Here is a 21,928-nt window from a genome sequence, read left to right on the forward strand (position 1 = left end):
CTCTCATTTCTCCAAAATCTGATGCTAATTTTACTATTTGATGTACTTATTTAAAAATGCTTTGATTTTAGCTTTATATTCTTGCGGATGTGTTGCAAATGACTTAGCATGACTGGCCCCTGGAACTACCCATAGCTGCTTAGGGCCGTTGCTTGCTCGATAATTTTTATAAACCATTTCAGTTGGTACAAAATTATCTTTAGCTCCATGAATAAACATCATTGGCTTAGTATTTTTCTTGAGCATCTTGATACTATCTGCATCCCCCAAGAAATAACCTGCTCTTAAACGAGTTATTCCACTCAACACTTCTACTAATGGGAAACGTGGAAAGGTTGGCATATTATACAAAGCTTGAGCTTCATGCTCTATCTCATTCTTAGCATTAGTATATCCGCAATCTTCAATAAAAGCCTTAACCTGACTAGGCAACTTCAAACCACTAGTCATCATCGTTGTAGCTCCACCCATTGAAACCCCAAAGATTACAATCTCCTGCTTCGGATTATCTTTAAGTAATTTTTGAGTCCACTTTTTCACATCATCTTTTTCCATCCAACCATATCCAACATAATTCCCTTGACTTTGACCATGTCCACGTGCATCTGGCAACAAGACATTGTAGCCCAATGAATGAAATAATGCGGCATATTCACCCATTCCATCTTTGTTATTCATATAGCCATGCAAAATGATTACAGTTTTTTGGGAATTGCCATTTTTGATATAATTAGCATCGAGTCGCAACTTATTATCACTACTCATCATATAAAGATGCTTCTTAGTAGCTTTTTTATACCAAAGTTTTTCCTGATACAAAGGATCTGACTTAGTCAGAGGTTTACTACTGCTTAAAAATGTTTTGTGTCCTGGAACTACTGCTACATTATAAAAGTACATTCCTGCTCCTAAAAAAGCTAAAACTATAAAAGCAAAAATGCCACCAAGCCATTTTAATCGCTTAGACTTCTTCGCGTTCTTTTCCATCATGTGCTCCACCGTCTTTCATATACTATTCAAAATAAGCTTTTAACAGTATATCACTAAAGAGAACAGATAGGAAATATCAAAAAGTAAAATTAGCTCTTCTTTACGATATTATCCCAAATATAGGCATATAAAAAGTAATAAATATTTAATTAAAGAGAAAGTTAATAAATGAGATTAATTGATTTTTTACAAGTAAGCAAAGATTTAACTGGTCAGACCCAATTTTATTTAAAACAAGAAAGCCAACTTTTGCCATTAACAAAATTAAGTCTAACCAGTACTCATTGTTTTCTTTATTCAGGAACTACACCATTAACTAAAGATAAGATTTTTAATATAATAGCTCGAACAAAAAATAAACAAATCGAGCTTAAAATTATCATTAATAATCATGAATTTCCAGTCTATGGTTTACAGATTATCGTGGACAAAAAAATAGCCATTTTAATGTAAAAAAAGAAGACCATAAGGTCTTCTTTTTAGTAACTATTACTTCTTGTTAGGTTTCTTTTCAGCTTCAAGTTTTTTAGCTAAGTCCAAAATATATGCTCTTAAAGCATCCTTAGTTTCTGGATGAGTCAAACCATATTCAATTGAAGTTTCAAGGTATCCTTCCTTGTTACCAACGTCATGACGTTCACCATTAAATACGTGAGCAAAAACGCGTTGCGTCTTATTCATAGTGTCAATTGCATCAGTTAATTGAATTTCACCGCCAGCACCTGGTTTTTGCTTACCTAAAATATCAAAAATCTCAGGAGTTAACAAGTAACGACCAATAATAGCCAAGTTACTTGGTGCCTTATCAACAGCAGGCTTTTCAACAAATGACTTTACATTGTAAAGGCCATTAGTTATTTCACCATCTGGTGCAATAATTCCGTATTTTGAAACATCTTCATGTGGAACACGCTTTACAGCAATTGTTGAAGCGTGGGTTTCATTATAACGATTAATCAATTGTTGAGTTAAAGGAACCTTATCACTCATTAAATCATCGCCAAGTAAAACAACAAATGGTTCACCAGCTACAAAGCTCTTGGCACGGTAAATAGCATCTCCCAGACCAGCTGGATGTGGTTGACGAGTGTAGTACAAATTAACCCCTAAGTTAGTAATGCTTTGAGTTAATTCTAAGAGTTTTTCTTTATGCTTTTCTTCAAGATTGGCTTCAAGTTCAGGATTTGAGTCAAAGTGATCCTCAATTGGACGCTTACTCTTACCAGTAACGATTAAAATATCTTCAATTCCTGATGCCTTAGCTTCTTCAACAATAAATTGAATAGTTGGTTTATCAAGAATTGGTAACATTTCTTTCGGCATAGCCTTAGTAGCAGGCAAAAATCTAGTACCCAAACCTGCTGCGGGAATAACTGCTTTTCTAACTTTCATTTATTCACACTTTCCTATTTTTTATTTCCGTTATAAAACATAGTATATCAAAATTATGCGCTTTCAACTATCGGATTTTAGCATCTCCATGCTTTAATTCATCAATTGTCGCATTAACACATACGCCAAGCAAAAATAACAGTGAACTTAGGTTCAACCATAACATAAAAATAATAAAAGTACCAACAATACCATAGTTTTCAAAAGAAAGCTTAAAATGGCTTAAATATAAACCAAAAAGATATGATAAACCGGACCAACCAACTAAGTTAATAAAAACACCTGGCCAAATTGCGCGCTTACGTTTTTTTACATTCGGCAAAGCAAAATTAAAATAAGCTATTACTACTAGCATTACTGCAAGTAATACTAACCATTTATATGTAAAAATACTCTCTATCCCTAGATAATTAATCCCTAAAAAGGCCTTTACACTATCTAAAATTTCTTGACCAAAAGTCAAAGCAATCGTCAAAACAGTCAGTAAAATAATCATCAAACCAGTAATTAAAACAACCACACCACGTTCTAATAACTTTCTACCAAATGAAAAACGCAATTCTTGTTGTCTAACTCCATAGATTCGATTCATACTAATCCTCATTGCATTAGTTAGCGACGAAAACGACCACAAAGCAATCAAAATCCCGAAAGAAATATATCCAGTTGATTGTTTTTGTAATACTGATTTCACAATCGGCATAATAAAGTCTGCCACTTTCGTTGGCAGACCATAAATCAAGTATTCTTCAACCACTTCTGGCTTTAAATGGAATAGTGGCATAATGTTTCCAGCAATAATTATTATTGGAAACATACTAAATAACAAATAATATGCTATAACAATTGAGCCTTGATTAATCTCACCGCGCGACATTCTTTTAGAAAAGATTTTAAAGAATTGCCGCCAATCAATTTTTTTAATCATCTAATTCATCAAAATGTGGCAAATACTTTTCTAAACCATCATAAGGCTTTTGCAAAGTTAAAATCTTAGGACCATCTTTAGTAATAGCAAAGGTATGTTCAAATTGAGCAGCTTTTGAACCATCTGGAGTTACATAGTAAACCCAATCATCGTTTGGATCATCAACTGTCTTTTGCATAATTCTCCAGTCACCACCAGCTTCAAGCATTGGTTCAACTGTAATAGTCATACCTTCCTTTAAGCGCAATCCGTGACCTGCTTTACCCCAGTGTGGTACTTCTGGATCTTCGTGAATAGTTGGTTGAATACCATGTCCAATTAATTCACGTACATCGCCAAAACCATTTTCATCTTCAACATAATGTTGAATTGCGGCACCAATATCACCAATTCTATTACCCACTTGGGCTTGATCAATTCCTAAATACATTGCCTTCTTAGTTACATCAAGAAGTCGTTGATCTTCTTCAGAAATTTTACCTACTGGATAAGTAGTACATGAATCAGTTTCATAACCATCTAAATTACAAGTTACATCAACACTAACTAAATCGCCTTCTTGTAAAATAAGATTTTTTCTAGGAATTGCGTGGGCAATTTCATCATTAACTGAAATACAAGTACCATACTTATAACCCTCAAAACCTTGTTCTGATAAGCGACCGCCACGTTCTTTCATAAATTTTTGGGCAAATTCTTCAATATCCCAAGTTGAAATTCCGGGTTTAATCACATCTCTTAAAGCTTCAAACAAAGAAGCAAGTAAACGACCTGATTTTTGCATACCCTTGAGTTCACGAGTTGATTTTAAAGTAATCAAATTTTTTTCTCCTTCAATAAAAAGTTTAATACAGCTACTATTATAGCCTTATTTTTACTTTAACAAAAACTATTCTCTAATACTTTTTATTCTAAAAATAAATCTTTTTCTAAATTAAGTTTACATTTGCATTCTACTATTAAATCTTTAGTTATAATGTGCTAAAATTTAACAGTTAATAATAACGATTTAGAAAAGGAATAAAATATGCAAGTAAAAATTGTCTATGCCAGCATGACTGGAAATGACGAAGATATGGCCGAAATTTTAGAAGAAGATCTTCAAGATGCTGGTTTTGATGTTGACTCTAGTGATGTTTCTTTTACCGATGCGAGTGATTATTTAAATGCAGATATCTGTGTTTTTGTTACCTATACATACGGTGAAGGCAAAATGACTGATGAACTTGAAGACTTTTACGATCAGTTAAAAAATCTCGACTTATCAGGTAAAAAGTTCTTAGTAATGGGTAGTGGCGATAAAACATACAAGGACCACTACTGTGAAAATGTTTTTGACTTTGAAAAAGTATTTTTAGCTTGTGGTGCTGAAGAAGTAATTAAACCATTAACAGTTGAAAATGCCCCTGATGATGATGATATTGCTAAAATTGATGAAATTGCCGATGAATTAGCTGAAAAATTCAATGGTTAAATCTGATCGTACCCTACTACGTGAGCAGGGGCGCAAACTATTAAGGCGTCATAGAAACTTATACGTTTATATGTTTTTTGGTTTCGTTGCTGCCTTAATTAACACAATCGTTTTTGTCGTTTTACACAATAACTTTAAAGTAGTTTTAGTACTTGCTAATACTCTAGCATTTATCATTTCTAACTTAGCCTCATTTTTCTTCAATCACTATGCTGTTTTTACTCATCATGTTGATAAAAGTAAATCAATCTGGCACAAATTAATAGCTTTTTTCACTTTTAGAATAATTAGTATCATACCCGATACATTAATTATGTTAGTAGGCCTAAGTGTACTTCGCTGGAATACAGTGCTTGTTAAGCTAATTGATCAATTGCTAGTGGGAATCTTTAATTATTTAACTACTAAAGCTGTCTTTCAAAAAAACGACCATTTTATTAGAGAACGAATTCGGCAATATGTAATCGAATCAAAGCAAAAAAATAAGGACCATTAAAGGTCCTTTTTATTTTACAATATATCAACTTATAACCTTTCATGAACCATTTTAATATGAGGTGTTGATTCAAAAATAAAAGGTGTTCCAATAGTCTTAAAGCCTATTTTTTTATAAAAATCTTTTACCTGTTCTTGAGCTTCAATTTCAATTTCTTTTCCTGGGAAGTAGTCTTTTATGGTAGCCATGATTTTCTTTAATAACTTCATCCCATATCCATGCCCACGAACTACTTCACTAGTAACCACTCTCCCAAAAGAAACATATTTTTCATTTAAAAAGATACGAGCATAAGCTATTATTTTATCATTTTTGATTGCAAAAATATGCAAAGCAGAAAGATCTGTTTTATCAATTTCATGATAAATTCGTTTTTGTTCAACCACAAACGTAGAAATCCGTAAATCTAAGATTTGCCAAATTTCTTTAGGAGTTAATTCATTCCACTTCTTTACGTACCACATAACTATTTTTCCTTTCTTTCAAATAATAATTGATTCACACGTTCAATACTCTCAAAAAGTTCTATTTGTTGACTGTCTGATAAATCTTCAATTAAGTTATTTATTTGATCATTCGAACGCATATCAATTGATTTATATGCTTCAAGTCCCTTGGCTGTTAAAACTAATTTAATCGAACGTCGATCTTGTGAATCAGGAATTTTTTCAATTAACATTTTCTTTTCCAATTGGCTAATTATTCGACTAGTATAACCTTTATCAACCTGTAGTTTATGGACGATTTGAATTGGTGTTATATCATCTTCTTCAGCAATTTCCTCAAGAATTCTACCTTCAGGCCAAGATAAATCTGTTTTAAAAATCTTCTTATTAAGCACTCCAAGAGCTATTACATATTGTCGATTAAATTTTCGAATTATATTAATTTCTTTATGGTTAAGCATTAGTTATCTCCTGTAAATAGTTGCCTTTGTCAATTATCTTATAGCAATACAGTTGCCTTTGTCAACCTGTTTTTTTGCAAACTAAAAAGGCTCAATTCCGATAAAATATCAGAACCAAGCCTTAAAAATAAATATTGTCAGAAATTAAAGTCCAGTTTTAAAGTTATTACTCTTATTTTTTATTCAAATTCTGCTGGACGCTCAGTATTCTCTTTATCAAAGTAATAAGCAATCGCATCCATAATTCGATCACTTGCATGACCATCACCATATGGATTCTTTGCATTGGCCATTTCTTCATAAGCATTCTTATCTTCTAAAAGTTTAACCATTTCAGTTCTTACTTTATCAACTTCAGTACCTACTAACTTCAAAGTCCCTGCTTCAACACCTTCAGGTCTTTCTGTAGTATCCCGTAAGACTAAAACGGGCTTACCAAGTGAAGGGGCTTCTTCTTGCACACCACCTGAATCAGTCATAATAAAGTAACTTCTTTGAGCTAAGTTATGGAAGTCAACAACATCTAATGGATCAATCAAGTGAATTCTAGGATCGCCACCTAGTACTTCCTTGGCTACTGCTTGCACACGTGGTGACAAGTGAACTGGATAAATAATTTCAACATCATCGTGACTATCCACCACTTGTTTCATCACCTTAAATACTCGGCGCATTGGTTCACCTTGGTTTTCACGTCGGTGCATAGTTACCAAAATCACGCGATTACCTGGTTTAATCTCATCTAAAACATCATGATGGTAATCTTTTTGAACTGTTTCATGTAAAGCATCAATAGCTGTATTACCAGTAATAAAAATATTATCTGCAGGGTGACTTTCTTTAAGTAAATTTTGTTTACTTAAACTAGTTGGAGCAAAGTATAAATCACTCAAAACATCAGTTAATTGACGATTCATTTCTTCAGGAAATGGAGAATATTTATTCCAAGTTCTAAGTCCAGCTTCAACGTGACCTAAGGTTGTTTGTTCATAAAATGTAGCTAAACTTGCAGCAAATGAAGTAGTAGTATCACCATGAACTAAAACAATATCAGGCTTTTCTTTTTTAATTGTATCAGTAAGCATTGTCATGACCTTAGTTGTAATATCAGCTAAAGTTTGGTTCTTGTGCATAATATTAAAGTCATAATCTGGCTTAATCTTAAAAATATCTAACACTTGATCAAGCATTTCTCTATGTTGAGCAGTAACAACAGTCACTTCTTCAAAGCGTGCATCTGACTTTAATTTTAAAACAAGCGGAGCCATCTTAATTGCTTCTGGTCTTGTTCCAAAAACAGTCATTACTTTAATTTGCTTCATAAAATTACCTCCATCGCGTTAATACCTATGATACGCTATTAATAAGTTATTGAAAAGAAGGGAATTAAATGGATTTACGATTTTTCTATTTATTTATTAGTGGCTTTTTAATCACAATTGGATCTTTTTGTTCAGTTTTTGGAGTAGCGGAAAAAAGCACTTTAAAAAAATGGATTTTAATTTCAACCGGATTGATTTGTTGGGGAATTGTAGCAATTTTACTTATTGCAAAAATCGTACAATATTAAATATATTAACTCTTATAATTCTTGTTTTATATCTTTTCTTTGTAAATGTTATTGTATTTTATGATGATTAGTAATAAAATTATGAACTATAAATCCGGGTTTATTTATCTATAATACATAATCAGTTCTTGTTATATTAAGGACAATACAGAAAGAAGTATTAAACATGAATAAATTAGTACGAGATAAAATACCAGAATTTGTAACTAATGCAAAATTTAGAAAACTCAACCAAGACGAAATTCTTCCAGCACTAAAAAATAAAATTGTAGAAGAAGCTAATGAAGTAAAAGATGCTACAAGTGAAGAAAAGTTAATTGAAGAATTGGCAGATGTTTATACAGTTTTAAAAGCATTTTTAGATTTTAAAGGAATTACTGAAGAAGAGTTATTAAAGGTTGTAAATGATAAAAAAGCATTTAAAGGGGATTTTTCTAAGTTTTTATTTATGGAGAAAAGTTAAATAAAAAGGTTGATATTCTTCGTTTAAAAACGAAGAATATCAACCTTTTTTTGTATATTATGACCACGGCCAGAATCGAACTGGCGACCTACTGTTTAGGAGACAGTGGCTCTATCCTACTGAGCTACGTGGCCAAGGTACAATATAACTCTATCATACTTTTACTTATTGTACCCAACTTTTTTAATATTCAAATGAAAAAAGACTATGTTTTTCTTGTTCTTTTGCTATTCTTTCACCTGCCAGAACAAATGGTAGCCAAATTAAAATCGCTACTATCACATTTACCGCTACTAAAACTAATGCCCTCCAGTCATAATTAGTTGCTAAAAAAGCATTTAAAAATGGCGGAATAACATTAGGCACGGAAGTTGATACTGGTTCAACTAAGTGCCAAGCCGTTGCCCAATAAGCCAGAGTAACGTTAGCTAATGGTGCTAAAATAAATGGAATTAAATATAATGGATTAAGAACCAATGGCAATCCCCAGACTATTGGATCATTTATATTAAAAAATCCTGGTCCAATAGCAATCTTCGCTAAAGTTCGAAAATCACTTCGTTTTGAAATCAACAATATCAATAGAATTAAGACTAAGGTATCCCCAGTTCCACCAATCCAGCTATAAACATCAAAAGAATTTCTAGTCCAAAGATAGTGAACAACATGTCCTGACTTTACCGCTGTTAAATTAGCATTTTGTGGAGTAAGCCAGATTGAATCAATGACTGGCACTAAGACACTCATTCCATTAATACCAAAGAAATAAAAAGCATGTAATAAAAACGTGATTAATAATACTATTCCAAACCCCTGCCCCATTTTAGTCAAAGGATTCTGAATTGTATTCAATAACCAATTTCCAAAATAAGTACCTGTCACCATTTGAAAAATATAATTGATTGCTCCAACAATACTCAAACTAATAATCATTGGTATCAAGGCAATGAATGCTGCTTCTTCAGCATGGGGCATGTATGAACTAAAGCGTAAAGTTAATCTAGCTTTAGTCATTAATATAAATATAGATAGCCCAACAGCACCAAAAATTAACGATGTAAACAAGCCTAAACTCGAAAGTTGGCTAGTATTAAAAGCATTTTTTATTGAAACTTCATCACCATTAATATTTAATTTCACAACATTTGCTATGCTCATTAAATAGCAACCTAAAGACGTTATTGCACCGGCAAGACGATTAACTTCAAAGCTCCTTGCTAATTGATAGCCCCATGCTAAAGCAAAATATAACGAAAACAGTTGGAAGGTTCCTTGATAAATCAAATTAGAAATATTAATTACCGGTGTTAAAGCATATTCAACCGCCCCTAACCCCAATTCTGTTTTTGCAGCATTAATTAACCCGGGAATTAAAACAGTCAAAGATCCTACAATGCTGATCGGCATCACTGATATAAAGGCATCCCGCAAGGCAACTAACCAACGCCATTTTGCCATTGTGGTTGCTAAAGGAAGTACCCATCTCTCCAAAAAATAGATAAAATTTTTAATAAGCTTTCTCACTACTTTTTCTCTTTTCTCGGATGATATCCTTTATTTTTTTGATTTCTTTTACGCTTTTTATGATGTTTCTTAGCTTTCTTAACTTCACTAGAAACAGCTTTTTCAAGTTGTTTCTTTTCTGTCTTTTTCGGCTTTTCAGTTGATAAACCAAATCCTTTAAAATAAACTTGCTTTAAATCAATGCCTGTGAGCAATTTACGCATATCCCGCAAGTCATGATCATCACCTAAAGTTACTACAAAACCGTCATGCCCCATTCGTCCTGTTCTACCAGCGCGGTGTAAGTAAGTATTTTCATCTTCAGGCAATTCATAATTAACCACATAAGTTAGCTTAGGAATATCCAGACCACGGGCTGCTAAATCCGTTGCTAATAGCAACCGTGTTTTACCTGCTACCAAATCATTAATAGCTTTTTGACGTCTAGTTTTAGGTTGGTTGTTAGTTAATAAATCAAATTTGGTCTGTGAATGACTAAAAATACGCGCAAATTTTTCTAACGTTTCATTAGAGTCAAAAAATAGAATTCCCTTAAAGCCATCTAGTTTTACCAGCCGTTGCAAAAATTGAATCTTATATCGATTAGTCACTTTTAAGAAATAATGTTCAACTGGGCTTTTTTGTTCTGGTCGAACATCAATTAAGAAGAAATTAGTTGCAAATAACTCCTCAGCTTCTTGCGTTACGCTACTTTCAGTCGCCCCAAATAAAACAACTTGACTAGTTGTTGGTAAATTTTGTCCTAAGCTAGAAAGCAGCTCCAATTTAGTAAATTCTAAAATATCATCAGCTTCATCAATAACCAATTTTTGAATTTTATTAAGCTTTATTTTATTATCTGAAAACAAATCGAAAAAGCGTCCCGGTGTTACAACTAAAACTTCCGGTTTTTTCTTCTTCAATTGCTCAATCTGTCTACTACGATTACCGCTACCTACCAAAGCTAAAACATTTAAGCCAAGTGCTAAAACGTACGGACGAATCGCATTTCTAGTTTGAATAGCTAATTCAGTAGTTGGTTCAAAAATCACCATACTTGCATCACTACCAGGCTTAGTAGTTTCTAGCAAAGGTAAACTATATGCTAAAGTCTTTCCTGTTCCAGTTTTAGCTAAACCTATAACATTTGCCCCGCTTTTAAGGCTTTCATAACTAGCTTTTTGAATTAAAGTGGGACTTTTTTTCCCTTCTTTAGTTAAGATTGCTTGAATTTCTTTTGAATACATTATTGTGTTAAATCTCCATAAAGTTGTTTATATTGACCCATTGTGCCGTTATATGCATACATTTCTACATCATATTCCATTGCTTTTACATTTTTTATATGCCCTTTATTTGTATAGCGCCAAAATGAATATTGCAACTTATCAGGGGCTTGACTAGCTGTCGACATGAATTTAGTTGCAGCTGGGAAGTATTTTTTATATTTAATATCTCCTTGAACCATAACGCTTTTACCATCTTTTAAAAACAATTTTGCTAATTGCCCCATATGGTTCCAAAATGCTAATTTATTGCTATCACTACCAGGAGCAGCTTCTAGCAAAATTGGTAGACTTCCAGTGTTATTAGCTGTTTTCTTATTAAAATATTTATATTGCGCCCTAACAGATGACTCATCACTAAAATATAACACACTACCAAAAGCCAAATTAGTTCCCTGAATTTGACTACGATAGCGTTCATAGTCATCATCAAAATAAGACTTACCCTGTGTAGCACGCAAATAAACAAAGGAAACTCCCGCAGCTTGTAACTTATGCAAGTCAACAGAAGCTCGATATTGATCAAGTTTAACACCAATTACACTCAAGTTTGAGCCAGTTGGTAATGTAGTTCTCTTAGGTAATGTACGATATGCAAACAATAAAGCGCCAATTACCAAAAAGAGACTAATAATAATTAATGGTAATGTAGACCGATGACGAAAATGTGGCACAATAAACCCTCCTAGAAATATTTTAACCAATATTCATGGCTATACCAAGACTTTGTATGGTTTATCTAGTATAATTTCAATATACTTCATTATTAACTAATTAAAAGAGGAGAAAACATTGAAAAAAGAAATTACCTTTACCCAAGGTCTTGCAACATTAGTTGGTAGCGTAATTGGGGCCGGTGTATTTTTTAAAATTGGAACAATCAGTCAACAAACTAACTCTGCTGGTTTAACAATATTTGTCTGGATTTTAGCTGGTTTTTTATCACTAGCATCTGGTTTAACAATCGCAGAAGTTGCTGCCGAATTACCTGTAAATGGCTCCATTCAATATTTAGAATATACTTATGGTAGTATCTGGGGGTTTTTATTCGGTTGGGCTCAAATAATTGTCTATTTCCCTGCTGAAGCTGGAGCCAGCAGCTCAATTTTGGGTACTCAAGCTAGCAACCTCTTTGGAAACAAGATTGCCGCTCTACCAATTTCATTGTGTATGATTACTTTTATTTTCTTAACTAATTTATTAGGAACTAAATTTTCAAGTAAATTACAATCGGTAGTCACTGTGATTAAAGTTATCCCACTTATTTTAATCATTATCTTTGGTTTAATGGCTCCTGAACAACATTTTAGCTTTACAGGTTTTGCATCAAAGAATGCTGTTCCACTAGTAACTGCAATAAGTGGTGGATTATTATCTGCTCTTTTCGCTTTCGATGGGTGGGTTAGTGTTACTAACTTAGCTGGTGATTTAAAAAATCCTCAAAAGGATATGGCTAAGATTTTAATTTGGGGATTAGGAATTGTTACAGCCATCTATGTTTTAGTCAACTTTGTATTTTTAAAAACTTTACCATTTAATAGCATTTATGGTAATCAAAATACTGCTTTCAATACTAGTATTAAGCTATTTGGGAATATGGGCGGTAAATTAGTTACAATTGGTATTTTGATATCTTGTTATGGTGCCGCTAATGCTTTCATGCTTACTGGTATGCGCGCTCCATATATTTTAGCCCAAAATAATTTATTACCATTTTCCCATCAATTCAAACAAGTTAATAAAAAGACGGGAGTTCCCGTCTTAGGTGCCGTTACTATCTGGCTCATCACAATGGCTATGATTAGTTTAGGTAATTTCGATATTCTAACTGACATGCTGGTATTTGTAATGTGGTTTTTCACAATTATGTTAACCCTATGTCAACCTATTTTGCGTCGTCGCAAGCCTAATCTTAACCGCCCATTTATGGTGCCGTTTTATCCAATTACACCAATAATTGCTTTAGCAGGTGGTATTTTTATCATTATAATGACTGTTATTAATCAATTCTGGCTATCATTAATTGGATCTGGACTTACTGTATTAGGGCTTCCAATATACTTTTATAAGAAAAAACAGAATAAGTAATAAAAGAGGCTATATTCACTTCACCGTTAAATATAGCCTCTTGATATTTTATTTATTTGCATATGCTTGAATAACTTCTGGCTTTACAACACCAATATATGGAATATTTCTAAACATATTATAAAAGTCTAATCCATAACCAACTACATATTGATTACCAACTTCTGACCCATAATAGTCAACAACCACATCATCAACCCGACGAGATGGCTTATCTAGCAATGCCACACATTTAACACTTCTAGCTCCTAAACTAAGAAAGTGCTGCTTCATAAACTTCATTGTATGTCCGGTATCAACAATATCTTCAACAATTAAAACGTCTTTATCAGTTAAATCAGTATGAACATCTTTAACTAACTTAACTTTACCAGATGATTCCAAACCATTACCATAACTAGATACATCAATAAAGTCCATCTTACAACGTACATCCATTTCACGAGCAAGATCAGTCATGAAGAAAATTGCACCAGTTAATGCCCCTACTAATACCGGCTCTTTTCCAGCATAATCTTCAGTTAATTGCTTACCTAGCCGGACACACATTTCATGAATATCATCACGACTAAATAAAGTACTTTCTAAAATATCTTCGATATTATCTCTCATTGCTAACCTATCCTTGAATCCTTATCTATACAATTCTATTTAAATTAATAATAACAAAAAAAGCACTAATTTGTCAGTGCTTTTGTGAATATTATTCAGTAGTTTTGGAATTATTATTCAGTTTTTCAACATTGAACCATCTCATGAAGCCTTGCTCTATTTCAGCAACTTCAAATTTATAACCTTCAACAGTTACACTATCACCCTTCTTCAAGTCTGGATAGTGTTCCATCATATAACCACCGATTGTGATTATATCGCTATCTTGGAATGCCTTAAGCTTTTCATGATAAAATCTTTCAAAGTCGTACAAAGTGGTCTTTCCTGAAACGCGGACCTTACCATCCTTATCTCGGATAATATATTCATCAGAAACGTCATCAATTTCATCTTTAATTGATCCAAACAGTTCTTCATAAATATCCTTATCAGTAACAATCCCACTAGTTCCACCATATTCATCAACAACTAAAACGATTGGAGTATGTTTTTGAATCATTAATTGCAAAATATCTTGAATAGGCATGGATTCTGGTACCGTGATAATAGCTCTAATCAATCTACTTAATGATGCGTTGTTACCTTCATTACTCTGTTCTACAATGTCATAAGCATAAACATAGCCAACCACATCATCTTTATCATTATCACGCACAACTGGGAAACGACTAAAGCCTTCATCTAAATATAACTTTAGAGCAGTCTTTACCGTATCAGTAGCATCAAGAACAGTTAATCGTGTTCTATCAGTCATAATGTCCTTAGCTACTTTATCATTTAATTCAAAAGCTCGCTCCATATACTTCAAATCTTCTTTATCAAGTGCACCACCTGTTACTGCTAAACGTGACAACTTAATAATTTCAGATTGTGAATAAATCTCATTTTCTTCAGCAGCTTCTTTAAAGCCCATTAATTTTAAAACACCATTAGAACTAGTATTTAAAATCCACACAAATGGGTAAACCAAGGTGTGAAAACATTTAAGGGGAGTTACAATTACCATTAACATTTTTACAGGCATATCAATTGCAATATTTTTAGGTACAATTTCCGTAAAAACGACCTCTAAATAGGTTAACAATAATACCCCTAAAACAGCTCCAACAGATTTAGCTAAAGATTCACCAAGTGGACTAAACTTTAATCCCCTAATAATAAGTTCTGATAAAGTATCTGTGGAGAACCAACCTAAAACAACCCCAACTAAGGTTGTACCTACCTGTGTTGTTGACAGGTACTCATTCAGATTATGAACCATATGCAAAGCTCGTTTTAGCTTTTTTAAATTACCTTCTTTGTTAGTAATCATATCTTCAAGCTGGCTTGGTCTTGTTTGAACAAGCGCAAACTCAGAAATAACAAAAAAAGTAGCAAATCCCAAAATAATAAGTGTAGCAACTAAATTAGTCACTATCTGACTAGTATCCAATTTTTATATCACCTTTAAAAATAAAAATTACAATAAACTATTTATATTTTACCATTAGCTAGGCATTTATTTAATTAATTTGAAAATTTTGTCAAATGGAACTCTTCCCGGAATATAAGTTGGTGAATTTACTTCAGCAGCTTTATCAGCATAGCCAATGGCAATTGCCATTCCAATCGCCTCATCATCAGGAATATTGGTATATTTTCTAATTAAATCAGGATAAGCAACCAATGAATGGGCTGGCATTGTATCTAATCCACGATTGATTGCTAAAAGCATAATACTTTGTGCAAAAATACCTAAATCAAAAACTGACCATGCAGGAGATTTTTTGGGTATCGTCAAAAAAATAATCGCTGGAGCATAGAACATATTATTATTAGCATTTTCAAATAATTCAGTTTTATTATGCAAAAAGTATGTAACAAAAGCGCCCATATTAGACATATTTTGACTAGGGAAAGTTGACCAATCAATTGATAACATTGTTGAAAAATCTTCACTAACCGGTGCTTTACGTGCAATATATGCCTTGTTTTCACGCTTTAATTTTAATAAAGCTCCACCAGTAATGGCATATGCTCTCCAAGGTTGCGAATTAAGCAATGATGGTGATTGTTGAGCTTTTTTAATAATCTCTTTGATTAATTCATCATCTACTTTACGAGTTGAAAATTTTCGAGTTGCACGTTCCTTATTGAACACCTCTTCAAAATCCATAATATATCTCTCCAATCAAGTTACACTTTCAATTTATATTATAAGAAAAATGCTTTCAGTTTACTAATATTTTCATCTAATAAAAAAGTGTCTGACCAGAGGTCAGACACTTATATTTTAAGACTTAGTTTAAGCCTTTCCATTTCCATTCAGTAACTTCAGGAATATCCTTACCATTATCACGAATGTAAGTGTGGTGCTTAGATAAAAGTCTATCCATTTCATCAATAAAGCCTGCTGCTGGTAAATCAAGATGTTCAACAGCATCTTTGGCTAAGTGGAAACGGTCAATTTCATTTAATACACGCATATCAAATGGAGTAGTAATGTCACCATTTTCTTCATAACCATGAATTGATACATTATGATTATGACGATCGAACCAAATTGATTCCATCATTGGCTTGAAGCCATGCCATGCAAAGATTACTGGCTTATCCTTAGTAAACAAACGATCAAATTCTTCATCTGATAAACCATTTGGATTCTTACGTTGACTTTGCATCTTCATTACATCCAAGACGTTAATGTAACGAATCTTAAGTTCTGGGAAATTCTTGTGCAATAAATCAATTGCCGCTAAAGTTTCCAAAGTTGGTTCTGTACCAGTTGAAGCAAAGACTACGTCTGGTTCAGCATGTTCATCAGTTGATGCCCAGTCAATATAACTAAGGCCATTTTCAACTAATCTTTGAGCTTCTTCTTTACTAAACCATTGAGGACGAGGTTGTTTTGAAGTTACCAAAACATTGATACATTCACGGTCCGCAAAAGCTTTATTACTTACAGCAAGTAATGAGTTAGTATCAGCAGGCAAGTATTCATGAATTAAATCTGGACGATTCTTTTCAAAGAGGTGGGTTAAAAGACCTGGATCTTGGTGAGTGTATCCGTTGTGATCTTGTTGGAAAACAGTTGAAGTATCAACAATGTTAAGTGCTGGGTAATCATGTCTCCAGTATTGTTCTTTAGCCTTTCTGAGCCATTTCATATGTTGAGTTAGCATTGAGTCAACAACTCTACCAAAAGCTTCGTAAGTTGCAAAGAAGCCATGACGACCTGTTAAGACATACCCTTCAAGCCATCCTTCTGCTTGGTGTTCTGACAATTGAGAATCAATCATTCTACCAGAACGAGCTAAATCTTCATCGTTTGGTTCTTCAATATCTTCCATCCATTGACGCTTTTGTCCATCTAAAATAGTGAACAAGCGGTTAGACTTAGATTCATCAGGACCAAAGCCACGGAAGTTAGTTGGATTCAAATTAGCAATTTCATTTAGATATTTAGACCATTCTGCCATATCTTGCTTTTCAACACTACCTGGCTTATCAAAATCAATTGCATAATTTCTCCAATCAGGTAAGTGAAGCCGCTTAGGATTAATACCACCATTTGTGACTGGATTCATTGCCATTCTTTGATCGCCTTGAACTGTATTTTCAAGAACGATATCTTTTGGTGAGCCATCTTCATTAAATAATTCTTCTGGCTTGTAGCTCTTCATCCAATCAATAAGCATATCTTTATGTTCCATATGTTCTTGATCTACTGGAATTGGAATTTGGTGAGCTCTAAATGAATTTTCAATTGGGTTACCATCTAAATCAAACTTAGGACCAGTCCATCCCTTTGGTGCACGTAAAACAAGCATTGGCCATTGTGGCATTGAGTCATCACCACTTTCACGAGCGTGCTTTTGAATAGCCTTAATATCTTCAATAGCTTTATCTAATTCCTTAGCCATCAATTCGTGAGCTTCCATGTGGCTTAAACCATGAACATTTACAAAGTATGGCTTCCAACCCATACCTTCAAAGTATTGAGTTAATTCACTATCGCTCATTCTTGAAACAATAGTAGGATTTGAAATCTTAAAACCGTTAATTTGTAAAATTGGTAAAACTGCACCATCGTGAATTGGGTTAATAAACTTATCACTAAACCAACTTGCTGCAAGTGGACCAGTTTCACTTTCACCATCGCCAATTTCAACAGCTGCAATTACATCAGGGTTATCTAAAATTGCACCAACACCATGTGAAAGTGAATAACCAAGTTCTCCCCCTTCATGAATTGAGCCAGGAGTTTCTGGTGCAGCATGTGAAGCAACACCACCTGGGAATGAAAAGCGCTTGAACAAGCGTGTCATCCCTGCTTCATCTTGTGTAATTTCTGGATATCTTTCAGTGTATGAACCATCAAGATATGAATTTGAAACCATAACTTGGCCACCATGTCCAGAACCTTCAATGTAAAACATATTAAGATCATATTTCTTAATTGCACGGTTTAAATGAGCATAAATAAAGTTTTGTGGGACAATAGTTCCCCAGTGACCGATTGGCTTAGGTTTAACATCTTCAGCCTTCAATTCTGTTTTTAATAAAGGATTCTTCATTAAAAATAATTGACCAACTGATAAATAATTAGCTGCACGCCAATATGCATCAACACTTCTTAAGTAGTCTTGTGAATCATAATTAACTGCCATTTTTGTTCTCCTTTTAAGGAATTAAAATTCTTTTTTACACTTATATAATACCCAACTTTTTGCAAAAGTTCAACTTATTTTATAATTGGTTGGGTCCAATTTTGGTACAAAAAATAAGGTCTCTTTCGGCCTTATTTTTATTGGTTCAAATTAACAAAACTGTTATATCTCATATACTTATAATGAATTCGCATATTAGATACTTCAAAAGGGGTCCCATCATCTAAAAAGAAAATCCCTTCCATAACACCTACAGGTTCATTAGCTTGCAAATTCAATTCTGATTGATCTTCCGAATTAGATGGCTCAACAGTAATATTCAAAAACGATCTAGTAACAGTTTTGTTTTGAGTATCTTCTAAATAATTAAATAGGGAATCTTTTAAAATCTCCGGTGTAAGCTCAGGTACGATCTTTATTGGCAAATATCCTGTTTCAATTAAAAAAGGTTGATTATCAAGTAACCTAAGTCTTTTAAACTGATAAACAAAATCCGATTCATTAATAAATAAATCTTGAGCCAATTCTTTACTAGCATTAATAACTTTAAACTCTAAAAGTTTAATTTTTTGCTCTTTACCAGGAACTTTAAAACTATCAGTTAACCCCAAGTTAGAGCCTTCATAACGGAACAAGGCTTGATTTTTTAAATACAGTGGATTAATGAAAGTCCCACTTCCCCGCTTTTTAAAGATAATACCTTGTTGCGCCAATAACTCAAGCGCCCGCTTCATTGAAGACCGTGATACTTGATAATGACTAGCCAAGCTGCGCTCATCTGGCAAGCGCATATCTTCATATTTTTGAGCGAGAATATTTTGTTTAATATCACGCATTACAGCGCGATAGACGAAATCAGTCATTTCAATCTTCTCTCTTTACTTATCTGCTTCTTTTAAAACCTTGGCAAACCAGCTTACAAATTGTTCTCGATCAATTGCAACTCCAATTTCTGCATTTGCTGGTTTACCAAAAAAGTTATCAAAGTCCATTACACTAGCACCATAAGTATAAGAATCATTTGTATCAATTGCCACAAAAGCTGGCTTAAAAGTATACATATCTGGTGCAAGTAGCATCCCTACTGCTAAGGCATCATAAATTTCAAGACCATCAGTTAAGGTCCCATCATGTAAATTAGACAAGATAGAATACAGCATATCGTCGTTTTTTCCATAATTTCTAACAATATCCATTGTATCTTGCTTAACAAAGGCTTGATGACCCAGCTCAAGAGGCGCAACTCGAATTTTTACTCCACTTTCAAAAACAATTTTAGCTGCTTCAGGATCACCACTAACATTGTATTCATCATATGGTCCATAATTTCCTCGACCAATTGCTCCACCCATAATAACTAATTCTTCAATTTTTTCCAAGTCATCTGGATATTGTCTAAAGTACAGAGCAAAGTCAGTTGCTGGTCCAATTTGCATCAAAGTAACTTTTTCAGAGCTATTAGCAACAACTTCATGAATTTTGGTGGCTGCTAAACCAGAAACCAATAATCCTTTATCTGGTTCAGGGAAGTCGAACCCATCCATTCCACTTTTACCATGCACTTCAGATGCATCAATTGGCTTCTTCACTAATGGTAATTTAGCTCCCGATACCACCGGTACTTTAGTACCTAAAAATGTTTCTAATTTCAAAGTATTATTAAGAGTTTTTTCTAAATTAACATTTCCCCATGTTGCAGCAATTAGCTTAACATCAAGTTCTTTAGCAAATAAAGAAATCGTTAATGCAACTGCATCATCAATACCTGGATCAGTACTAATAATTAATGGTTTCTTATTCATTGCTTTCTCCTTCAAAAATCTTTTAAATTATCATATCAAAAATAAAAAGACAAAGATAATTATCTTCGTCTTATTCTAAAATTAAGTTAAATTAGCGCTTAATTTCTTGAATTGTTCCGTTACTTTTAGCAACGATTACTTCATCACAAATATTTAAGAACAAACCATGTTCAACCACACCAACAGTATGATCAAGATAATCTGCCAAACCAGTTGGAACAGGTATTGGGCTAACATCTAAATCTAAAATATAGTTGCCATAATGTGTAGTCAACTTCTGATTACCATTCATTCTAAACTCTGGATTTAGGCCTTCTTTTTCAAGGCGCTTTTTTACTTGCATGCAAGAAACGGGCAAGACTTCAACTGGTAACTTAAATCCTGATAAGTGGTCAACCACTTTGCTTTCATCAACAATCCAAATATTCTTTTTAGAATTAACAGCAACATTTTTTTCTAGTGTTAAAGCAGCTCCGCCACCTTTGATGCCATTTAGTTGGCTGTCAACACGGTCAGCCCCATCAACAGTTAAATCTACTTCATCAACATCTGCTAATTCATCTACTTTAAAGCCATAACTTTCTAATTGCTTTTTTGAGCGACTAGAAGTAGTTACTATATGCTTCAAAGTTAGACCTTCTTTTTCTTTACGCTCACCTAACCAATCAATGAAAAACTTTACAGTAGATCCGGTTCCAACACCTAAAACAGAACCAGCTTGAACTTTGTCAGCTGCTACTTTAGCTGCTTCTTTTTTTAGTTCATCTTGCGTATTTTTATCCATTATTCTCTCCCCATTAATTCCTTAACTTCGTTGTAAGTAGGGATTGAAGGCTGAGCCCCTAATCTGCTCACAGCAATTGATGATGCACGAGCTGCAAATGTAGCAGCTTGTTCAATATTAGAAAAGTCAGCATTCAATTGACTTGTCAAAAAGCCAATAAAAGTATCTCCAGCCCCAGTTGTATCTGCCGCTTCCACTTTAAATGCTGGGACTAGTTTTTCAACATTGGAAGTTGAAATGTAACTTCCCTTATCACCATATGTAATAACTACATTTTCAATACCTAATTCATGTAGCTTATCACTATTAGCCTTGATTGATTCTAAATCCGTAACTTCAATTCCTGTAATTAAGCTACTTTCAGTTTCATTAGGTGCAATCATATCTGTTAATTTTAGTAGCTCTTTAGGAAGGTCTTTAATTGCAGGTGCTGGATTTAAAACTGTAACCACATTATTTTTCTTAGCAATTTTAAATGCTTCAATAGCTACTTCAATTGGTGTTTCTAATTGTGTAATAATCGCATCACTATCTTTAATCAATTCTTCGGCAGCATCAATATCATCAATACTTAATTCATAATTGGCACCATGATCAATAATAATATTATTTTGACCAGCTTCATTCAAATTGATGTATGCATGTCCTGTATTGGTACCAGAAGTAGTTTGGACATAAGTGGTATCAACACCATAACACTTCAATTGCTTCAAAATAAATCGCCCTGATGAATCTTCACCAACTCGATTAATGAAGTAAGTTTCACTCCCAGCCTTAGCAGCAGCGATTGCTTGATTGGCACCCTTTCCGCCACCTGCTTCTGTAATATCAAGTGCATTAATAGTTTCACCAGGCTTTGGAAAATCTACTACATGGAGGGTGGTATCGACATTACTTGACCCTACAACAACAATCTTTTTCATATCAATTTCCTTTCATGAAAGCGGTTAACCATATTATAACCTAGTTATCGAAAATAAAAAA

Annotated in this window: 24 protein-coding genes and 1 tRNA gene; 6 read left to right on the top strand and 19 right to left on the bottom strand. The window is 33.5% G+C overall.

The window, feature by feature from the left end:
- Positions 1-33: 33 nt before the first annotated feature.
- Positions 34-990: an alpha/beta hydrolase gene (locus ETI37_RS05055; protein ID WP_006587063.1), complete on the bottom strand. Its 957-nt coding sequence runs from the start codon at positions 988-990 to the stop codon at positions 34-36.
- A gap of 168 nt (positions 991-1,158) precedes the next feature.
- On the opposite strand from ETI37_RS05055, the gene ETI37_RS05060 reads away from it, so the two are divergent.
- The gene (locus tag ETI37_RS05060) at positions 1,159-1,443 is read left to right on the top strand and encodes a hypothetical protein (protein WP_006587064.1); all 285 of its coding nucleotides are present in this window, start codon (positions 1,159-1,161) and stop codon (positions 1,441-1,443) included.
- Between the two features lie 36 nt (positions 1,444-1,479).
- Here ETI37_RS05060 and galU read toward each other — a convergent pair whose 3' ends face one another.
- The 3 genes from galU to map form a co-directional block, all read right to left on the bottom strand.
- The gene (galU, locus tag ETI37_RS05065) at positions 1,480-2,382 is read right to left on the bottom strand and encodes a UTP--glucose-1-phosphate uridylyltransferase GalU (protein ID WP_006587065.1); all 903 of its coding nucleotides are present in this window, start codon (positions 2,380-2,382) and stop codon (positions 1,480-1,482) included.
- Positions 2,383-2,449: 67 nt separating this feature from the next.
- Entirely contained in the window at positions 2,450-3,310 is an 861-nt protein-coding gene (locus tag ETI37_RS05070; RefSeq protein WP_006587066.1) for a YihY/virulence factor BrkB family protein, read from the bottom strand.
- Positions 3,303-4,130 carry a type I methionyl aminopeptidase gene (gene map, locus ETI37_RS05075; protein ID WP_006587067.1) on the bottom strand — a complete coding sequence of 276 codons (828 nt, stop codon included), beginning with the start codon at positions 4,128-4,130 and terminating at the stop codon, positions 3,303-3,305. The genes ETI37_RS05070 and map overlap by 8 nt, the downstream gene beginning before the upstream one ends.
- Positions 4,131-4,337: 207 nt before the next feature.
- On the opposite strand from map, the gene ETI37_RS05080 reads away from it, so the two are divergent.
- Positions 4,338-4,784: a flavodoxin gene (locus ETI37_RS05080; protein ID WP_006587068.1), complete on the top strand. Its 447-nt coding sequence runs from the start codon at positions 4,338-4,340 to the stop codon at positions 4,782-4,784.
- Positions 4,777-5,280: a GtrA family protein gene (locus ETI37_RS05085; RefSeq protein WP_022091258.1), complete on the top strand. Its 504-nt coding sequence runs from the start codon at positions 4,777-4,779 to the stop codon at positions 5,278-5,280. Before ETI37_RS05080 ends, ETI37_RS05085 begins: the two co-directional genes overlap by 8 nt.
- A gap of 29 nt (positions 5,281-5,309) precedes the next feature.
- Here ETI37_RS05085 and ETI37_RS05090 read toward each other — a convergent pair whose 3' ends face one another.
- The 3 genes from ETI37_RS05090 to wecB form a co-directional block, all read right to left on the bottom strand.
- A complete protein-coding gene (locus tag ETI37_RS05090; protein WP_006587070.1) occupies positions 5,310-5,744 on the bottom strand; it encodes a GNAT family N-acetyltransferase in 435 nt (144 codons plus the stop codon).
- 2 nt (positions 5,745-5,746) lie between these two features.
- Positions 5,747-6,187: a MarR family winged helix-turn-helix transcriptional regulator gene (locus tag ETI37_RS05095; RefSeq protein ID WP_006587071.1), complete on the bottom strand. Its 441-nt coding sequence runs from the start codon at positions 6,185-6,187 to the stop codon at positions 5,747-5,749.
- 179 nt (positions 6,188-6,366) lie between these two features.
- Positions 6,367-7,509 (bottom strand): non-hydrolyzing UDP-N-acetylglucosamine 2-epimerase, encoded by a 1,143-nt coding sequence (wecB, locus tag ETI37_RS05100; protein ID WP_006587072.1) that lies wholly within the window; start codon positions 7,507-7,509, stop codon positions 6,367-6,369.
- A 68-nt stretch (positions 7,510-7,577) separates the two neighbouring features.
- Here wecB and ETI37_RS05105 point away from each other — a divergent pair, with 68 nt between their 5' ends.
- On the top strand, positions 7,578-7,757 hold the full coding sequence (locus ETI37_RS05105; protein WP_006587073.1) for a hypothetical protein: 180 nt from the start codon (positions 7,578-7,580) through the stop codon (positions 7,755-7,757).
- Between the two features lie 166 nt (positions 7,758-7,923).
- A complete protein-coding gene (locus ETI37_RS05110; RefSeq protein ID WP_006587074.1) occupies positions 7,924-8,220 on the top strand; it encodes a nucleoside triphosphate pyrophosphohydrolase in 297 nt (98 codons plus the stop codon).
- Positions 8,221-8,280: 60 nt separating this feature from the next.
- On the opposite strand, the gene ETI37_RS05115 is transcribed toward ETI37_RS05110, so the two are convergent.
- The 4 genes from ETI37_RS05115 to ETI37_RS05130 form a co-directional block, all read right to left on the bottom strand.
- Positions 8,281-8,354 (bottom strand) — tRNA-Arg (locus ETI37_RS05115).
- A 49-nt stretch (positions 8,355-8,403) separates the two neighbouring features.
- Positions 8,404-9,732 (bottom strand): PTS sugar transporter subunit IIC, encoded by a 1,329-nt coding sequence (locus ETI37_RS05120; protein ID WP_034530361.1) that lies wholly within the window; start codon positions 9,730-9,732, stop codon positions 8,404-8,406.
- 11 nt (positions 9,733-9,743) lie between these two features.
- Positions 9,744-10,970, bottom strand: a complete 1,227-nt coding sequence (locus ETI37_RS05125) for a DEAD/DEAH box helicase (RefSeq protein ID WP_006587076.1) — start codon at positions 10,968-10,970, stop codon at positions 9,744-9,746.
- Entirely contained in the window at positions 10,970-11,683 is a 714-nt protein-coding gene (locus tag ETI37_RS05130) for a GH25 family lysozyme (RefSeq protein ID WP_006587469.1), read from the bottom strand. Before ETI37_RS05130 ends, ETI37_RS05125 begins: the two co-directional genes overlap by 1 nt.
- A gap of 118 nt (positions 11,684-11,801) precedes the next feature.
- Here ETI37_RS05130 and ETI37_RS05135 point away from each other — a divergent pair, with 118 nt between their 5' ends.
- Positions 11,802-13,097, top strand: a complete 1,296-nt coding sequence (locus ETI37_RS05135) for an APC family permease (RefSeq protein WP_006587078.1) — start codon at positions 11,802-11,804, stop codon at positions 13,095-13,097.
- A gap of 48 nt (positions 13,098-13,145) precedes the next feature.
- On the opposite strand, the gene hpt is transcribed toward ETI37_RS05135, so the two are convergent.
- The 8 genes from hpt to rbsK form a co-directional block, all read right to left on the bottom strand.
- A complete protein-coding gene (gene hpt, locus ETI37_RS05140; protein WP_006587079.1) occupies positions 13,146-13,709 on the bottom strand; it encodes a hypoxanthine phosphoribosyltransferase in 564 nt (187 codons plus the stop codon).
- A 91-nt stretch (positions 13,710-13,800) separates the two neighbouring features.
- Positions 13,801-15,141 (bottom strand): hemolysin family protein, encoded by a 1,341-nt coding sequence (locus ETI37_RS05145; RefSeq protein ID WP_006587080.1) that lies wholly within the window; start codon positions 15,139-15,141, stop codon positions 13,801-13,803.
- A gap of 66 nt (positions 15,142-15,207) precedes the next feature.
- Positions 15,208-15,864 carry a nitroreductase gene (locus ETI37_RS05150; protein ID WP_006587472.1) on the bottom strand — a complete coding sequence of 219 codons (657 nt, stop codon included), beginning with the start codon at positions 15,862-15,864 and terminating at the stop codon, positions 15,208-15,210.
- Positions 15,865-15,988: 124 nt separating this feature from the next.
- Positions 15,989-18,358 carry a phosphoketolase family protein gene (locus tag ETI37_RS05155; protein ID WP_006587082.1) on the bottom strand — a complete coding sequence of 790 codons (2,370 nt, stop codon included), beginning with the start codon at positions 18,356-18,358 and terminating at the stop codon, positions 15,989-15,991.
- Between the two features lie 137 nt (positions 18,359-18,495).
- Complete coding sequence (locus ETI37_RS05160; protein WP_006587083.1) at positions 18,496-19,221, bottom strand: GntR family transcriptional regulator; 726 nt, start codon at positions 19,219-19,221, stop codon at positions 18,496-18,498.
- 15 nt (positions 19,222-19,236) lie between these two features.
- The gene (locus ETI37_RS05165; protein WP_006587084.1) at positions 19,237-20,160 is read right to left on the bottom strand and encodes a nucleoside hydrolase; all 924 of its coding nucleotides are present in this window, start codon (positions 20,158-20,160) and stop codon (positions 19,237-19,239) included.
- Positions 20,161-20,251: 91 nt separating this feature from the next.
- On the bottom strand, positions 20,252-20,944 hold the full coding sequence (rpiA, locus tag ETI37_RS05170; protein ID WP_006587085.1) for a ribose-5-phosphate isomerase RpiA: 693 nt from the start codon (positions 20,942-20,944) through the stop codon (positions 20,252-20,254).
- Positions 20,944-21,867, bottom strand: a complete 924-nt coding sequence (rbsK, locus tag ETI37_RS05175; protein ID WP_006587086.1) for a ribokinase — start codon at positions 21,865-21,867, stop codon at positions 20,944-20,946. Before rbsK ends, rpiA begins: the two co-directional genes overlap by 1 nt.
- Positions 21,868-21,928: the final 61 nt, after the last annotated feature.

The sequence above is a fragment of the Lactobacillus mulieris genome (assembly GCF_007095465.1).
GTDB lineage: Bacteria > Bacillota > Bacilli > Lactobacillales > Lactobacillaceae > Lactobacillus > Lactobacillus mulieris.

Coding starts and splice junctions, on each gene's coding strand:
- ETI37_RS05055 (WP_006587063.1), bottom strand. CDS start 990: ATGATGGAAAAGAACGCGAAGAAGTCTAAGCGATTAAAATGGCTTGGT.
- ETI37_RS05060 (WP_006587064.1), top strand. CDS start 1,159: ATGAGATTAATTGATTTTTTACAAGTAAGCAAAGATTTAACTGGTCAG.
- galU (WP_006587065.1), bottom strand. CDS start 2,382: ATGAAAGTTAGAAAAGCAGTTATTCCCGCAGCAGGTTTGGGTACTAGA.
- ETI37_RS05070 (WP_006587066.1), bottom strand. CDS start 3,310: ATGATTAAAAAAATTGATTGGCGGCAATTCTTTAAAATCTTTTCTAAA.
- ETI37_RS05080 (WP_006587068.1), top strand. CDS start 4,338: ATGCAAGTAAAAATTGTCTATGCCAGCATGACTGGAAATGACGAAGAT.
- ETI37_RS05085 (WP_022091258.1), top strand. CDS start 4,777: ATGGTTAAATCTGATCGTACCCTACTACGTGAGCAGGGGCGCAAACTA.
- ETI37_RS05090 (WP_006587070.1), bottom strand. CDS start 5,744: ATGTGGTACGTAAAGAAGTGGAATGAATTAACTCCTAAAGAAATTTGG.
- ETI37_RS05095 (WP_006587071.1), bottom strand. CDS start 6,187: ATGCTTAACCATAAAGAAATTAATATAATTCGAAAATTTAATCGACAA.
- wecB (WP_006587072.1), bottom strand. CDS start 7,509: ATGAAGCAAATTAAAGTAATGACTGTTTTTGGAACAAGACCAGAAGCA.
- ETI37_RS05105 (WP_006587073.1), top strand. CDS start 7,578: ATGGATTTACGATTTTTCTATTTATTTATTAGTGGCTTTTTAATCACA.
- ETI37_RS05110 (WP_006587074.1), top strand. CDS start 7,924: ATGAATAAATTAGTACGAGATAAAATACCAGAATTTGTAACTAATGCA.
- ETI37_RS05125 (WP_006587076.1), bottom strand. CDS start 10,970: ATGTATTCAAAAGAAATTCAAGCAATCTTAACTAAAGAAGGGAAAAAA.
- hpt (WP_006587079.1), bottom strand. CDS start 13,709: ATGAGAGATAATATCGAAGATATTTTAGAAAGTACTTTATTTAGTCGT.
- ETI37_RS05150 (WP_006587472.1), bottom strand. CDS start 15,864: ATGGATTTTGAAGAGGTGTTCAATAAGGAACGTGCAACTCGAAAATTT.
- ETI37_RS05155 (WP_006587082.1), bottom strand. CDS start 18,358: ATGGCAGTTAATTATGATTCACAAGACTACTTAAGAAGTGTTGATGCA.
- ETI37_RS05160 (WP_006587083.1), bottom strand. CDS start 19,221: ATGACTGATTTCGTCTATCGCGCTGTAATGCGTGATATTAAACAAAAT.
- ETI37_RS05165 (WP_006587084.1), bottom strand. CDS start 20,160: ATGAATAAGAAACCATTAATTATTAGTACTGATCCAGGTATTGATGAT.
- rpiA (WP_006587085.1), bottom strand. CDS start 20,944: ATGGATAAAAATACGCAAGATGAACTAAAAAAAGAAGCAGCTAAAGTA.
- rbsK (WP_006587086.1), bottom strand. CDS start 21,867: ATGAAAAAGATTGTTGTTGTAGGGTCAAGTAATGTCGATACCACCCTC.